Below are 14,594 nucleotides of genomic sequence, written 5' to 3'. Positions count from 1 at the left end.
GCCGAAAATCAAAGCGCCTTGGCATCAAGGGCGCCAAAGCGTCTCTCGCGATTGCCAAAACACTGGAGCGCCTCATCAAACGCTGCTTCATCAAAGTCTGGCCAATTCACGTCACAGAAGTAAAACTCGGAATAGGCCGCCTGCCAAAGGAGAAAGTTCGAAAGCCGCATTTCCCCGCTGGTTCGGATAATCAGGTCGGGATCGGACAAACCGCCGGTGTCGAGATTTTGTGAGAAAATCTTCTCTGAGATATCCTCTACTCGCAGCTCTCCATCTGCAACCTGCTGCGCGAGGTGCTGTGCTGTCCGCACGATTTCCGCTCGCGAACCGTAGTTGAACGCGACAACAAGATCGAGCCCCGTGTTTTTGCGCGTAAGGTCCTCTGCCTCTTCCAGAAGAGTTAAAATTCCCGGCTCGAGATCGCTTCTTCCACCGATAATGCGAATTCGGACATTTGCCTTGTGCAGCTCGCTGAGATCCCGCTGGACAAAGCGCTTCAGCAGTCCCATGAGAAATGAAACTTCGCTTGCGGGTCTGTTCCAGTTTTCGGAGGAAAAACTGTAGATTGTAACGATCTTTACGCCGACATTCCCGGCATGCCGGATCGCGGCACGCAGCGCTTCAAGACCCTGCCGGTGCCCTTCCGTTCTCGGCAGTCCGCGCGCTGTTGCCCATCGGCCGTTGCCGTCCATGATAAAGGCAACGTGATGCGGCAACCGGGTATGAGTACCTTCATCGGCAGGTGCTTGCGGGTTGGGATTCGGGCTGACGCTCATTGGCTCCCCCAATTCACTGGTCCGACAGTCAATCAGACCTGTGCAACTTCCTGTTCTTTTTTCTCTAGCATGGCGTCTACCTCTCCGATCATCTGATCGGTCAATTTCTGGACTTCGTCCGAAGCAACCCTGCTGTCGTCCTGAGAGATTTCACCGTCTTTCTCGGCTTTTTTCGCGTCATCCATTCCATCGCGGCGCACGTGCCTGATCGCTACTTTCGCATTCTCGGCATATTTGTGTGCCACCTTGATCAATTCCTGGCGCCGCTCCTCGTTCAATTCCGGGATTGGTAGCCTTAGAAGCTGCCCGTCAACAACCGGGTTGAGACCCAGATTTGATTCGCGGATCGCCTTTTCCACCGCCGCAACCATGCTCTTGTCCCAAACCTGAACAGCCACCATCCGGGGCTCGGGAACGGAGACGGTCGCAACCTGGTTGATCGGCATCGACTGTCCGTAGGCGTCAACAGAGATCGGATCCATCATGGAGGCCGATGCACGACCAGTACGAAGCCCGGCAAATTCGGTTTTCAGTACCGAGAGAGCGCCTTGCATGCGACGCTTCAGATCGTTCAGATCGACACCTTCTACCGACATTTTGTCCTCACTGTTCTTTTGTGTGTGGCTAAATGGAGTCTCAGCGCGCGCCAACATGGCACAAACGCGCTGAAACACAAGGGCTTGCACAAAAGATGAGGACTAAAAGTTTCAGTCACCCACGACTGTGTAAGTGCCCGTTTCCTGAAGCACACTTACCAGTGCACCCGGCGTGTGAATGGAAAAGACGATGACGGGAATTGAGTTATCGCGGGCAAGTGCAATTGCCGTCGTGTCCATGACTTTCAGGTTCCGTGTGATCACTTCCTCATACCCGAGTGTCAGATAGCGTTCGGCCTCGGGATTGTCTTTTGGATCTTCTGAATAGACACCGTCTACTTGCGTGCCTTTCAAGAAGGCATCGCACTTCATTTCCGCCGCACGAAGCGCAGCTCCGCTGTCCGTCGTAAAGAACGGATTGCCCGTTCCGCCGGCGAAAACGATAACATCTCCGTCTTCCATGTAACGGTCTGCCACACGCTGGGAAAAGGTTTCGCAGATCGAGGGAACCGCGACCGCAGACAACACACGGGCGTTGACCTTCAAACGGCGCAATGCGTCGGCAAGCGTAAGGCTGTTCATGATGGTTGCCAGCATACCCATGTGGTCACCGGTGACCCGGTTACCGCCCTTCGCAGCGACGGCGACGCCCCTGAAGATGTTGCCACCGCCAACCACGACGCCGACCTGCGCACCCAGGGCGACAGCATCTGCAATTTCCTTGGCAATCCTTTGTACAATGGCCGGGTCGATTCCAAAGGCCTGCGACCCCATCAGGGCCTCGCCGGAGAGTTTCAGAAGGATCCGTTTCCAGCGCAAAGAATTGGTCATGAGTTCACCCGTTTTAGAATTGTCTTTCTAAAAAAAAAGCGCCGGTCTTGCCGGCGCTTTCATTGAGCTTACTGCCCGGTGGCTGCCGCCACCTCCGCGGCGAAGTCCTGTTCTTCCTTCTCGATCCCCTCACCCAAGGCAAGGCGGACAAAGCCGGTAAGCTTGACTTCCGTTCCGAGGTCCTTTGCAAGCGCCTCAACTGCCTGTTCAACGGTTTGATCAGGGTTGATGACAAAGGCCTGCTTCACGAGCGTAACTTCCTCGTAGAATTTGCGCAAACGTCCTTCCACCATTTTTTCAATGATGTTGTCCGGCTTGCCGGAATCGCGCGCCTGCTCGGAGAAAACCGCCTTCTCGCGCTCGACGACTGCAGGATCAAGCGCCTCTGTGTTCAGCGCAAGCGGGCTTGTTGCCGCAACGTGCATGGCAATTTGCCGACCCAGGCCGTCGAGCTTCGCAGCATCGGCGGACGACTGAAGCGCAACGAGCACGCCAATCTTGCCAAGTCCATCAGCAACCTTGCCGTGGACATAGGTCGAAACAACGCCCTGATCGACCGAAAGAAGTGCCGACCGGCGCAGCGTCATGTTCTCGCCGATCGTTGCGATGGCGTCAGTGATAGCGTCAGCGACCGATTTACCGTCGAGATCGGCAGCCGCGAGAGCCTCTACCGAACCGTCGGTCGACGTTGCGACCTTCGCCACCTTTGCGACCAGTTCCTGGAAGCCTTCATTGCGAGCAACGAAATCAGTTTCAGAGTTCAGCTCGATAACTGCAGCCTTGTTGCCATCGGATGCGACGCCGACAAGACCCTCTGCGGCAACACGGCCGGCTTTCTTAGCCGCCTTTGCCAGGCCCTTCGTGCGCAGCCAGTCAACAGCTGCTTCCATGTCGCCGCCCGATTCGTTTAGAGCGGTCTTACAGTCCATCATGCCAGCTCCGGATTTCTCGCGGAGCTCTTTTACCATCGCAGCGGTAATGCTCATCGATTGCCTCGTGGATGGGGGTTTCAGATGAGACACGGTTTAGCCTATGGCGTCCCGCGTCTTTATGACGGGACTGCAACAAAGTGCAGTCCGCCTTGCGAATTCAACATGAAACTGCCGCCGGTTACAGCGGCAGTCCCTTAATCAGCTCTCAGCCGCGACCGGCTCAGCATCAGCAACCGCTTCTTCTGCGGGTGCAGCTTCTTCGGCGGGTGCCGCTTTTGCAGGTGCTTCCTCAGTTGCTGCGGCCTCACCAGCGTCTTCAACCAACGCTTCTTCAACCGGGGCTTCTTCCGACTCGCCGATATCCATTCCGGCGGCACCTTGTGCACGGGAGATACCATCGATGGCAGCGCGCGCAATCAAGTCACAGTATAGCGAAAGCGCGCGGCCCGCGTCATCGTTGCCCGGGACCGGATACGTAATGCCATCCGGATTTGAGTTGGAATCCAGAATTGCAGCGACAGGAATACCCAGACGACGCGCTTCCTGGATGGCAATAGCTTCGCGGTTGGTGTCGATGACAAAGATAAGGTCCGGGATACCGCCCATGTCCTTGATACCGCCGAGGTTCCGCTCGAGCTTCTCGCGTTCGCGGTCCATGAACAAACGTTCTTTTTTCGTCAAAGCGTTTGCCGCGTCCGACGAAAGTGTTTCTTCAAGCTTGCGAAGACGCTGGATCGACTGCGAGATGGTTTTCCAGTTGGTCAGCATGCCGCCAAGCCAGCGAGCGTTCACGAAGTACTGGGCGGAATTGCGTGCAGAAGACGCAACGGCTTCCTGTGCCTGGCGCTTCGTGCCGACGAGCAGAACGCGACCACCGCCGGCAACCGTGTCAGACACCGCTTTGAGCGCCTGATGGAGAAGCGGAACGGTCTGGGACAGGTCCATAATGTGAACATCGTTGCGTACACCAAAGATGTACTGACCCATGCGTGGGTTCCAGCGGTGTTTCTGGTGACCAAAGTGAACGCCGGCTTCGAGCAGCTGACGCATGGTAAAGTCGGGCAAAGACATGGCCCTTTAACTCCTGAGTTTTCCGGTTTAACCTCCGCAAGAGGAGTTAGGGCCGTGGGAGTGCTCCCGTCGACCACCGGATGGATCCCGATAAGCTCAGGCTCCGCCCCTTGCGTGTGGAATGGGCGCCTTATAGTTGGCGCAAGATATTATTTCAAGCCCCAAACACCGGCTATATTCGTTGTTATTCAATGTTCAGCCCTGCCTGGCTTCAGAAGCATCTACATTCAATCGCTCTATGTCATGCAGGAACAAAACTCAGGTAAGGGCAATAGCACGGCGCCAGCCGCGCGAGATTGTGTGGCGAGGACTGGAACCTGAGCATTCGTCAATCGATGGAATTGATCCCGTTGGTCGCACCCACGGACCAGTGATCGGGGTGAACACGCACGAAAACCTGCGCGCGGCGGCGCTCACTCACTTCTGCGTTGTCCGCCGAATCTTCAGCACTGCGCAATGCAAGGGCGATGGATCCGACCTGCTGCGCCTGGACGACAACTTCGGACTGAAACAGGGTCAATTCCAGCGTCGCGGTTCTCTTGGGAGACAGGTTCTTTGCCTCCTGCTCACCGGCCGTCGTCGTGTCGATTGCGAGAACGCGGATGTTTTCAAGAATCGTTTCACTGGTGACACCAACGCCGTCGTGCTCTCTGGTCAGGATAAGGTCAACCTTGTCTCCCGGCAGAATGAAGCCACCGGCAGAGGTCTCCTGCTCCACCCGGACAGCGATCGCCCGCTTTCCCTTCGGCAGGATCGTTGCCATGTAACCCTTGTCTGTCTGGATCAGCCTCTCGCTCCGGATCGGTTCTCCGGAGTAGATCGCAGTCCTGGCAATACTGCCGATGACATTCTGCGCTTCGGCCTCGCCGTCCATCTTCGTCAGGGCACCTTCCGGGACAGCATTTTTCGGCCATTCAACCCAGGCAAAGTCTCGATCGGAAATCTTACCGCCTTGCTGGATATCCTTGGCGGCGACCAGAACCCTGGCCTGCGCAACCGGTTCCGGCGGCGGCGGAGCGACAACCACCTCCACTTCAGACTGCGTCACGAACTGGAAGGCCTGATAGCCGGCGCCGAGGGACACGAGCAGTACAAATATCCTAGCGAGTTTCGTCCACAATTTGAATATTCCCAGCACACATCTTGGTTTTCCAAACAAGAATACAGGGAAATTGCCTTGAACTTAAACAACTACTGGAGAAAAAATACTTATACTATTAACAGTTTGCGAAAATTTCTTTTACCCTTCAAAACATTAAGAAATCAAAATATAAAATATCCTCAAATTTGTTTCATATCATTTTATGTATTCTCTAAATCTCTGTCGTATTTTAGAAAATCAGACTGCAAAATCATTCGCAAAACGACTGATGTCTAAGCGGCAATCAGGCATTGATGACACCCATAGGTCGTAGAAAACGCCAAAACGCTTCAGACGCGAAGTTACGCCATCTGAACGTCAGTCACACCGGGCACGGCTTTCAAAGCGCCGGCTATTTCCGGTGAAAGCCGGAACCGTCCAGGGAGTTTAACCTCAACTTCCTGGGCACCGTTCTCCAAAAGAATGACAACGGTCACGTCGCCCTCACCTTTCAGTCTGAGTTGTTTTGCAAGACTTTGGATCGGGCGCTCATCTCTCAAAAAGACGCGCATGCTCTTTTGAAGCCTGGCCGCAACCTTATCAATCGGATCGACTTGCTCGATCCGCAGCGACGGCTCTTCGTCCCTCATATCCGCGCCCACGAGCACGACCACGGAACGTCCGGGCTGAAGCACGTCACGATATTGCTCGAGTTTTTCCCTGAATAGCAGTGCCTCATACTGACCGGTCGCATCGGAGAGCCGTGCAATTCCCATGCGGGTTCCGGTGCGTGTCTTGCGTTCCTGCATCGAAACAACGGTCCCCGCCAGCCGACCATGCGAGGCACCGCGTTTTACTGCTTCGGCAAATTGGCTCCAGGGTTGCGCCCGCATCTTTTCAAGCACAGCCGCATATTCGTCGATTGGATGCGCTGAGAGATAAAAGCCGATGGCTGCATGTTCGCGCTGAAGTTTTTCATCGTTGGTCCAACCGTGGACCTCATCCAGTTGCAAGGGCTCTTCGCTGTCGCTGGCGCCAAAGAGTTCGTCTTGCCCGAGTGTCCGGTTTTCTTCGGTGCGCTGTGCCAGTCCCATTATCCGGTCGATACCCTCAAAGACGCGCGCGCGGCTGGTTTCAAGTTCATCAAAAGCACCCGCCGCAACAAGATTTTCAAGCGTGCGCTTGTTGAGGAATCTCGGTGAAATACGCCGTGCGAAGTCTCCAAGGCTCTTGAACGGTTCGTTGCCGCGCATCTCCACGATATGCTCGACTGCCTGTTCACCGACCCCTTTGATGGCACCCATCGCGTAAAGGATTTTCCCGTCTGCCACATCAAAGTAGACATGGCTTCGATTGATCGACGGCTGAACAATTTCGATACCCATTCGCCGGGCTTCCTGGCGAAAATCGCCCAGCTTGTCCGTGTTGCCGAGATCAAGCGTCATCGACGCTGCCATGAACTCGACCGGATGGTTCGCCTTGAGCCAGGCTGTATGGTAGGACACAAGCGCGTAGGCTGCTGCGTGCGACTTGTTGAAGCCATAGTTCGCGAACTTCGCAACCAGATCGAAGATCGTACCTGCCTGGCTCTTGTTGATGCCGCGTTCGACGGCGCCATTCACAAAACGGGCCCGCTGGATCTCCATTTCAGACGCGATTTTCTTACCCATCGCGCGCCGCAGCAGATCCGCTTCACCCAGCGAGTAGCCGGACAGCACTTGCGCGATCTGCATCACCTGTTCCTGGTAGACGATAATCCCGTTCGTCTCCAGCAGGATCGATTCCAACTGCGGGTGGAGGCAATCGGGATCCTGCTCTCCATGCTTCACCGCATTATAGACTGGAATATTCTCCATCGGACCGGGACGATAAAGCGCAACAAGCGCGATAATGTCCTCGAACCGGTCAGGCTTCATACCGGCGACGGCGCGGCGCATGCCCTGACTTTCCAACTGAAACACGCCAAATGTTTCAGCGCGGGCCAGCATTTCGTAGGTCTTGGCGTCGTCAATCGGCAATCCGGCAACGTCAACCTCAACACCCCGGCGTTTGATCAGCGCGACAGCGGTATCGATAACCGTTAGCGTTTTCAGCCCGAGAAAGTCGAACTTAACGAGGCCGGCGTCCTCAACCATCTTCATGTTGAACTGCGCGACCGGCATATCCGAGCGCGGATCTCGATAAAGAGGAACAAGCTGCTCCAGCGGACGGTCGCCGATCACGACGCCCGCTGCGTGTGTGGAGGCGTGCCGGTAAAGCCCTTCCAGCTTTTGTGCCATCGACAGCAGGCGTTCGACTATTTCTTCTTCTTTGGCTGCTTCACGCAACCGCGGTTCGTCCTCGATTGCCTGTGCGAGCGTAACCGGATTGGCCGGGTTTGCGGGCACCAGCTTGCACAACCGGTCAACCTGCCCGTAAGGCATTTGCAACACCCGGCCGACATCCCTCAGGACGGCGCGCGCCTGCAGCGATCCGAACGTGATGATCTGAGCGACCTGCTGGCGCCCGTATTTTTCCTGAACGTAACGGATAACCTCTTCACGCCGGCTCTGGCAAAAGTCGATATCGAAGTCCGGCATCGACACGCGTTCGGGGTTGAGAAAGCGTTCGAACAGAAGCGAAAAGCGCATCGGGTCGAGATCGGTGATGGTCAAAGACCAGGCGACTAGCGATCCTGCGCCCGAACCGCGTCCGGGCCCAACGGGAATATCCTGGGCTTTTGCCCATTTGATGAAATCGGCAACGATCAGGAAGTACCCTGGAAATTTCATACGCTCGATGATCCCGGTCTCGTAGTCGAGCCGTTCCCAGTAGTCCTTCTCCTCAAGTCCCGGCGCTAGACCGTGCGCGTCGAGACGTGCTTGAAGCCCTTCGCGGGCCTGGCGTTTCAGCTCCTCGGCTTCCGCGCGATCAGCCTCTTCCGGATCCGCTTGCGCGCCCGCAAATCTCGGCAGGATAGGCTCCCGCCGGAGAGGCCTGAAACTGCATCGCCGTGCAATTTCCAACGTCGATGTCAGCGCTTCTGGAAGATCCGAAAACAGGGCACACATTTCGTCACGTGACTTGAAATAGTGCTCCGGCGTCAGTCGCCGACGGTCATCTTCGATAAGCACCCGGCCTTCTGAAATACAGATCAGGGCGTCATGAGCCTCGTAATCTTCCCGTTTGGGAAAAAAGGCTTCATTGGTCGCAACAAGCGGTAGGTTGAACTCATAGGCAAGGTCGATGAAAGCATCTTCCGTCTTGCGTTCCGCTTCCATGCCGTGCCGTTGAATTTCCACATAGCAGCGATCCGGAAACCCGCGTGCCAGCTTCGAAAGGCGAACCTTCGCAAGGTCTTTCTGTCCCGCAAGCAACGCTGCTCCAAGAGGGCCGAAATGCCCGCCGGTCAGCAGGATGACATCCTTTGACTTGGACAGCAGTTTGTCGATGCTCACATGCGGTTTGAGACCAGTTTCCGTATCCAGGAAAGCTCTCGATGTCAGCTCCATGAGATTCTCGTAGCCGGCTTCTGTCATCGCGATCAGAACGACATCGGCTAGTGCCAGCTCGCCCCTGCGGCCGCTGTCGAAACCATCATCGAAAAATATAGAGAGCTGGCACGCCGTGATCGGCTGGATGCCCGCACTCCAGGCCTTGCCAGAAAATTCCTGCGCCCCAAAGAGATTGTTCGTGTCGGCGATTGCAAGAGCTGGCTGCGAATCCGCTTTCGCGAGGTCCAACAATTTTTTGATCGGCAAAGCACCTTCTAGCAGCGAGAGCGCCGAGTGCACCCTCAGATGCACAAACCCGGGGCCACTTCCAGTGCGCTCGCCTGCCATTGAGTGTTCAGAATGCGCGGCGGATACGCCTTCACTGCCGGTCATAAATTGGTCCGTATCACTTCGAGGAATCACCGCCAAGTGAAGCGCGTCTCGAAAGTTGAGTCGACCCTTATGACCGATTGTACCCGCTGTTCTTTTTCTTCAGGAAAACATTTCACACGCATCGTATGCGCAGTGCCAAAAAAGCCGTCGTGAATTCAATCAGTCCACTCAGTTCGGAGAAACGTCCGTAACCTATCCGGCTGCGAACAAAACATCCCCCCACACGGCGATTGTTGTGCAGAAACAGACCAGGGAAGCAAACGCTGCAAAATCACGTGCAATGTGGAACATATCACCCTCCAACGCTCAATCACTCCATGAACGCGACTATGTTCCATCTTTGTTCCTTTTGCAAGCTCTTTTTGTTCCCCTTGTGAGAAACATACAGAAAGACAATTAAACGATAGGTTTGTGATTTGTTCCGCTGCCTCACCAAGACACCCCAAGGGCGCGATCTTCAGTCCTTTGTTTCAAGATCCTTGACGAGGCCGTCTTCGAGCGTGATCGCGCGGTCCATACGTCCGGCTAACTCCAGATTGTGCGTGGCGAACAGTGTCGCAACTCCGGACGCGCGCACCAGCGCTGCCAGCGCATCAAACACATAATGTGCTGTATTGGGATCCAGATTTCCGGTTGGCTCGTCAAGAAGCAGTATGCGGGGTGCGTTGGCGACGGCGCGCGCGACGGCGACGCGCTGCTGTTCACCACCGGACAGTTCTGAGGGTCTGTGGCTTCCCCTCTCCCCAAGCCGCATGTACTTCAACAATTCATCCGCCCGTTCGGCAGCTACCTTACGCGGCAGACCCCGGATCAGTTGCGGCATCATGACGTTTTCCAAGGCTGTGAATTCAGGCAAAAGGTGGTGAAACTGGTAGACGAAGCCGATGTCATTCCGCCGGATCGCCGTTCTCTGATCGTCCGACAGATCGGAACAATTCACCGGTCCGAGAAAAACGTCTCCTTCATCGGGACGTTCCAATAGTCCGGCAAGGTGCAGAAGGGTCGATTTGCCTGTGCCCGATGGCGCGACAAGTGCCACCATTTCGCCCGGCTCTATCCTGAGATTTGCACCTTTCAGGATGTGGAGCTTGCGGTCTCCTTCATCAAAGCTCCTCACGATTGAAGAGAGTTCGATCGCCGCAGGTGCGGCACCGGACGCCCGGCGGGGATCAACTGCCATATTCATCTCCCGCCTCCTCATTCATACCGAAGAGCTTCGACCGGATCGAGACGCGCCGCGCGCCAGGCCGGATAGAGCGTCGCCAGAAGCGATAACAGCAACGCCATCAGCAGGACGGTAATCGTCTCGCCGCTGTCAATTTCAGCAGGCAGCTTGGAGAGAAAGTATAGTGTCGGATCGAAGAGTTGGGTCGATGTCAGCCAGGAAACAAACTGACGAATACTTTCGATATTAAGGCACACAATGAGCCCCAGAATGAAACCCGCCAGCGTGCCGACACAGCCGATACTTGCACCAGTGATCAGGAAGATCCGCATGATGGAGCCACGCGTTGCGCCCATGGTTCGCAATATCGCGATGTCCCTTCCCTTGTCTTTGACCAGCATGATCAGGCCGGAGATTATATTCAGCGCCGCGACCAGAACGATCAGCGTCAGGATGATGAACATCACGTTGCGTTCAACTTCCAGCGCGGAAAAGAACGTGGCGTTGCGTTGTGTCCAGTCGGTTACAAATGTCGGTCTGTTTGCCCCCTCCTCGATCGCATTTGTCATGACTTTGACATTGTCCGGATCAACGACGTAGATCTCGATACCGGTCGCCCTGTCACCCATGTTGAAATAGGCCTGCGCTTCTTCCAGCGGCATGAACAGGAAGGTCGCGTCGTATTCACTCATTCCGATCTCGAAGATCGCCGACACCGGATACGCCTTGACCCGTGGCGTGACACCCATCGGCGTCACGCTTCCCCGGGGAGAGATGATGGTGATATTGTCGCCGACGGTCAGGCCAAGCTGCTGTGCCATCCGCGAGCCAATGACAACGCCTACACCCGCATCGAAACCGTCGATGGATCCTGGATGTATGTTCTCAGCGACCAAAGGCATCCGCCGCAGATCGCTCTCATAGACACCGCGCACCAACGCTCCGAGATTGCCTGCCGGACCGGAAACCAGCGCCTGGCCTTCGATAAAGGGGAACGCCGCAACAACATCCGGCACGCCTTCCAGTCGCTCGGACACTGCATCATAATCGTTCAGAGGCAGGTCGATCGGCTGCACCAGCATGTGACCGTTGATGCCCAGGATCTTGTCGAGCAATTCGGACCGAAACCCGTTCATCACCGCCATGACGATGATCAGGGTTGCAACGCCCAGCATGATGCCGGCGAAGGAAAATCCGGCAATCACCGAAATGAAGGTTTCCCGGCGCCGGGAGCGCAGATACCTTCCCGCGATCATCCACTCGTATGTGGAAAATGGGCGCGTGGGAGCTGCCATCTTTTGGCTTTCGCCAACATCCGCCATATCTGCTGCCGTCATTGTCAATCCACTTCAGCAATGCCCAAGCGCCCGCACAACAAAGCGGCCGAATCCCCAGCTAGAGGATCACCGGACAAGGTCAGTCCGTCAATGCCGCCGTCAATTTGTTGAAGGTGGCTTCCGGGGTTAGCATTTCCTTTTCCCCAGTTGACCGGTCCTTCACCTCCAAAAGGCCGTCTTTCAAACCTCTTGGCCCCGCAACAACCTGGAACGGAAGACCAATCAGATCCATTGTGGCAAACTTCGCGCCTGCGCGTGCGTCGGTCTCATCGTATAGGACTTCCAGCCCCGCTGCCTGAAGCTTTGCATAGAGGTCTTCCGAGGTACTGTCCGTCAACTCGTCACCGGGCTTCAGATTGATCAGGCCGACGTGAAACGGCGCAACTGACTTCGGCCAGATGATGCCCGCCTCGTCATGATTTGCTTCGATCAACGCACCAAGCAGACGCGACACACCAACGCCGTAGGAACCCATATGAACCGGGACCTCCGTTCCCTCAGCCGTCGCGACCTTTGCACCCATCGCATCGGAATACTTCGTCCCGAAGTAGAAAATATGTCCGACTTCAATCCCGCGCGCAGACACGCGATCCTCTTCTGCAATATTTTCAAATGCCGAAGCATCGTGCATTTCATCCGTCGCCGCATAGGGCGTCGTCCAGCCCGTCACAAGCGCAGACAGATCTGAAAAGAAGTCCGTGTTTTCATCGGGAATCGGCATTTCAAGCAGCGACTTGTCGCAAAAGACTTCGCTTTCACCCGTATCAGCCAGGATGATGAACTCGTGGCTCATGTCGCCACCGATCGGTCCTGTATCGGCCTTCATCGGGATGGCCTTCAAACCCATGCGATCAAAAGTGCGCAGGTACGCAACAAACATTCTGTTGTAGGCGTGACGCGCAGCCTCTTTGTCCAGATCGAAGGAGTAGGCATCCTTCATCAAAAACTCACGGCCGCGCATGACACCGAACCGCGGGCGGACCTCATCCCTGAATTTCCATTGAATATGATAAAGGTTGAGCGGCAGATCCTTGTAGGAGCGCACATAACCGCGGAAAATATCCGTGATCATCTCTTCATTGGTCGGACCGAAGAGCATATCCCGTTCATGCCTGTCGGTGATGCGCAGCATTTCCTTGCCATAGGCATCGTAACGGCCGCTTTCTCGCCAGAGGTCCGCCGACTGGATGGTCGGCATCAGCAATTGAATGGCTCCGGCGCGCGCCTGTTCCTCTTCGACGATCCGCTCAATCTTGCGCAACACTTTGAGGCCGAGCGGAAGCCAGGAATAGATGCCAGCGGATTGCTGTCGAATCATTCCGGCGCGAAGCATCAGACGGTGAGAGACAATTTCAGCTTCCTTGGGCGTCTCTTTCAAGATGGGTAGAAAGTAATTGGACAAACGCATGAATGCACTCTCGGTCTGGGCAAATCTTAGTTGTGCGCAGTCAAACCGCATGCAGCGCCTAAAAACAAGCCCTTTGGGAAAACCGTCTAGTCATTTGCGATTTTAGCTGTCGAAATTCGTCAAAGGTGAGGAAATTCCTTTGGTTTGCCGGCTCAATTGTGACGGTTCGCAGCAGCAGTGCGACCAGACTTTGTGGTGCAGGCTATTTAGGCAAGCAAAAAAAGTAGGCTCTTTAAGACAAACAGGTGACAAGGCCGAAGAGTTCGGCTAGGTTTCCGTTCCATAACAACAAGATGCCTCGGCAGAAATGCTTAGAAGCTCAAGGACATCGCGGTCTGAGTCTTGGGAGGAAGGACCCTCTGGCGCATCGTCAGATCTGCAGCCGCCCAGCCGGATTGTTGAACGATCGGTAAGGGAATAGGGTCAGTTTAGACGCGGAACTTTATAAAGGCAGAGCCACGCTCTGCCTTTTTTCTTTGGCAGTTAAGTTTTAGTGCAACTTGTAAGTCGCTTCGTCAATTGTTTCGCAGTTCAGTGAAATAACGCATCAGATAAAAACGGTTTTTGCAATGTTTGCGGGCTAAGAAAAACATGGTTAACTCAAAGTTGACCCCAGCTGTGAATTAGATATAAATTGCATTGAAATTAATACAAAGTCTTGTTCTTCAGGGAGTTCCTCAACCCATGCTACATCGGTTTTTGAAATCTGCGGCTTTCGTGGCAGCCGGCATTTTGTTCTCCGGATCCGTGCAGGCCACACCGGTCAACGGAACCGGATTGGTAACACCGGAAGTTATCTTCGGATCCGGCAACGCAAACGGATCGTTCACCGGCGTGAACACAGGCGATGTCGAATTGGGTTTGCGCGGGAAGGTTCGCTATAACAGCGGCGGCCTGCCGGAACACACGTTCAACTACGACGGTGACCGGACTTACACATTTTCGCCGGCGTCAAGCAACGCACCATCGAATCGCTCTGCATTCAATTTCGAATGGTCCATCAACACAAACACATCCGGCGCCAGCTCGTATTTCCTTGATGACCTGACCTATCTCCTGGAAATCGACCTCAATCCGACGTCGGGAACGAGCTTCGTGTCATTTGACCCGGTTAATCAGCTTTATGTCGACAACGCTCTTGGCGACAACTCCACCGGCAATGGCGGTGGCACAGTCGCTCCGGGTGCAGTTGCCTATGCTCTTGGAATTGCAACTCAAAACGTTGCTCAAAATTCCTGGAACCTTGGCTTCTTCACACCCGGCTGGGTCGATCCTCAGGCCGAGGGCCTTTACACAATCAACCTGTCGGCCGCGTTGAACGGCAACGTCATCGCATCGACGTCGATCGATATCCAGTACGGAATTACACCCGTACCGGTGCCCGCAGCGCTGCCGCTTCTCGCCGGCGGGATCGCAGCTTTTGGATTTGTCGGCTGGCGCCGCAGGAAAACCCAGGCTTAGCGTTCCAGGCGAACACGCTCGAAACGAACAACGGCTCCCTTCGGAGCCGTTTTTTGTTGAATTGAGTAGG

Annotated in this window: 11 protein-coding genes; 1 reads left to right on the top strand and 10 read right to left on the bottom strand. The window is 55.2% G+C overall.

Features of this window, described 5'->3' with window-relative positions:
* Window positions 1-8: 8 nt before the first annotated feature.
* From Q0915_RS30115 to proS, 10 genes are all read right to left on the bottom strand, one after another.
* The gene (locus Q0915_RS30115) at window positions 9-776 is read right to left on the bottom strand and encodes an isoprenyl transferase (protein ID WP_299484039.1); all 768 of its coding nucleotides are present in this window, start codon (window positions 774-776) and stop codon (window positions 9-11) included.
* Window positions 777-808: 32 nt separating this feature from the next.
* Window positions 809-1,372, bottom strand: coding sequence for a ribosome recycling factor (gene frr, locus Q0915_RS30110; RefSeq protein ID WP_299484038.1), 564 nt, complete (start codon window positions 1,370-1,372; stop codon window positions 809-811).
* Window positions 1,373-1,483: 111 nt separating this feature from the next.
* Window positions 1,484-2,203, bottom strand: a complete 720-nt coding sequence (gene pyrH, locus Q0915_RS30105; protein WP_299484037.1) for a UMP kinase — start codon at window positions 2,201-2,203, stop codon at window positions 1,484-1,486.
* A 68-nt stretch (window positions 2,204-2,271) separates the two neighbouring features.
* On the bottom strand, window positions 2,272-3,189 hold the full coding sequence (tsf, locus tag Q0915_RS30100; RefSeq protein ID WP_299484036.1) for a translation elongation factor Ts: 918 nt from the start codon (window positions 3,187-3,189) through the stop codon (window positions 2,272-2,274).
* 144 nt (window positions 3,190-3,333) lie between these two features.
* Complete coding sequence (gene rpsB, locus Q0915_RS30095; protein ID WP_299484035.1) at window positions 3,334-4,206, bottom strand: 30S ribosomal protein S2; 873 nt, start codon at window positions 4,204-4,206, stop codon at window positions 3,334-3,336.
* 328 nt (window positions 4,207-4,534) lie between these two features.
* Entirely contained in the window at window positions 4,535-5,344 is an 810-nt protein-coding gene (gene cpaB, locus Q0915_RS30090) for a Flp pilus assembly protein CpaB (RefSeq protein WP_299484034.1), read from the bottom strand.
* 305 nt (window positions 5,345-5,649) lie between these two features.
* Window positions 5,650-9,108, bottom strand: a complete 3,459-nt coding sequence (dnaE, locus tag Q0915_RS30085; protein ID WP_299484142.1) for a DNA polymerase III subunit alpha — start codon at window positions 9,106-9,108, stop codon at window positions 5,650-5,652.
* A 502-nt stretch (window positions 9,109-9,610) separates the two neighbouring features.
* The gene (locus Q0915_RS30080) at window positions 9,611-10,339 is read right to left on the bottom strand and encodes an ABC transporter ATP-binding protein (protein ID WP_299484033.1); all 729 of its coding nucleotides are present in this window, start codon (window positions 10,337-10,339) and stop codon (window positions 9,611-9,613) included.
* An 11-nt stretch (window positions 10,340-10,350) separates the two neighbouring features.
* Window positions 10,351-11,655 carry a lipoprotein-releasing ABC transporter permease subunit gene (locus Q0915_RS30075; protein ID WP_299484032.1) on the bottom strand — a complete coding sequence of 435 codons (1,305 nt, stop codon included), beginning with the start codon at window positions 11,653-11,655 and terminating at the stop codon, window positions 10,351-10,353.
* A 79-nt stretch (window positions 11,656-11,734) separates the two neighbouring features.
* Window positions 11,735-13,063: a proline--tRNA ligase gene (proS, locus tag Q0915_RS30070; RefSeq protein ID WP_299484031.1), complete on the bottom strand. Its 1,329-nt coding sequence runs from the start codon at window positions 13,061-13,063 to the stop codon at window positions 11,735-11,737.
* Between the two features lie 684 nt (window positions 13,064-13,747).
* Here proS and Q0915_RS30065 point away from each other — a divergent pair.
* The gene (locus Q0915_RS30065) at window positions 13,748-14,524 is read left to right on the top strand and encodes a VPLPA-CTERM sorting domain-containing protein (RefSeq protein ID WP_299484030.1); all 777 of its coding nucleotides are present in this window, start codon (window positions 13,748-13,750) and stop codon (window positions 14,522-14,524) included.
* The last annotated feature ends 70 nt before the right edge of the window (window positions 14,525-14,594 follow it).

This window comes from uncultured Roseibium sp. (genome assembly GCF_947494555.1).
Lineage (GTDB): Bacteria > Pseudomonadota > Alphaproteobacteria > Rhizobiales > Stappiaceae > Roseibium.
This window is presented reverse-complemented; position numbering and strand designations above follow the sequence as displayed.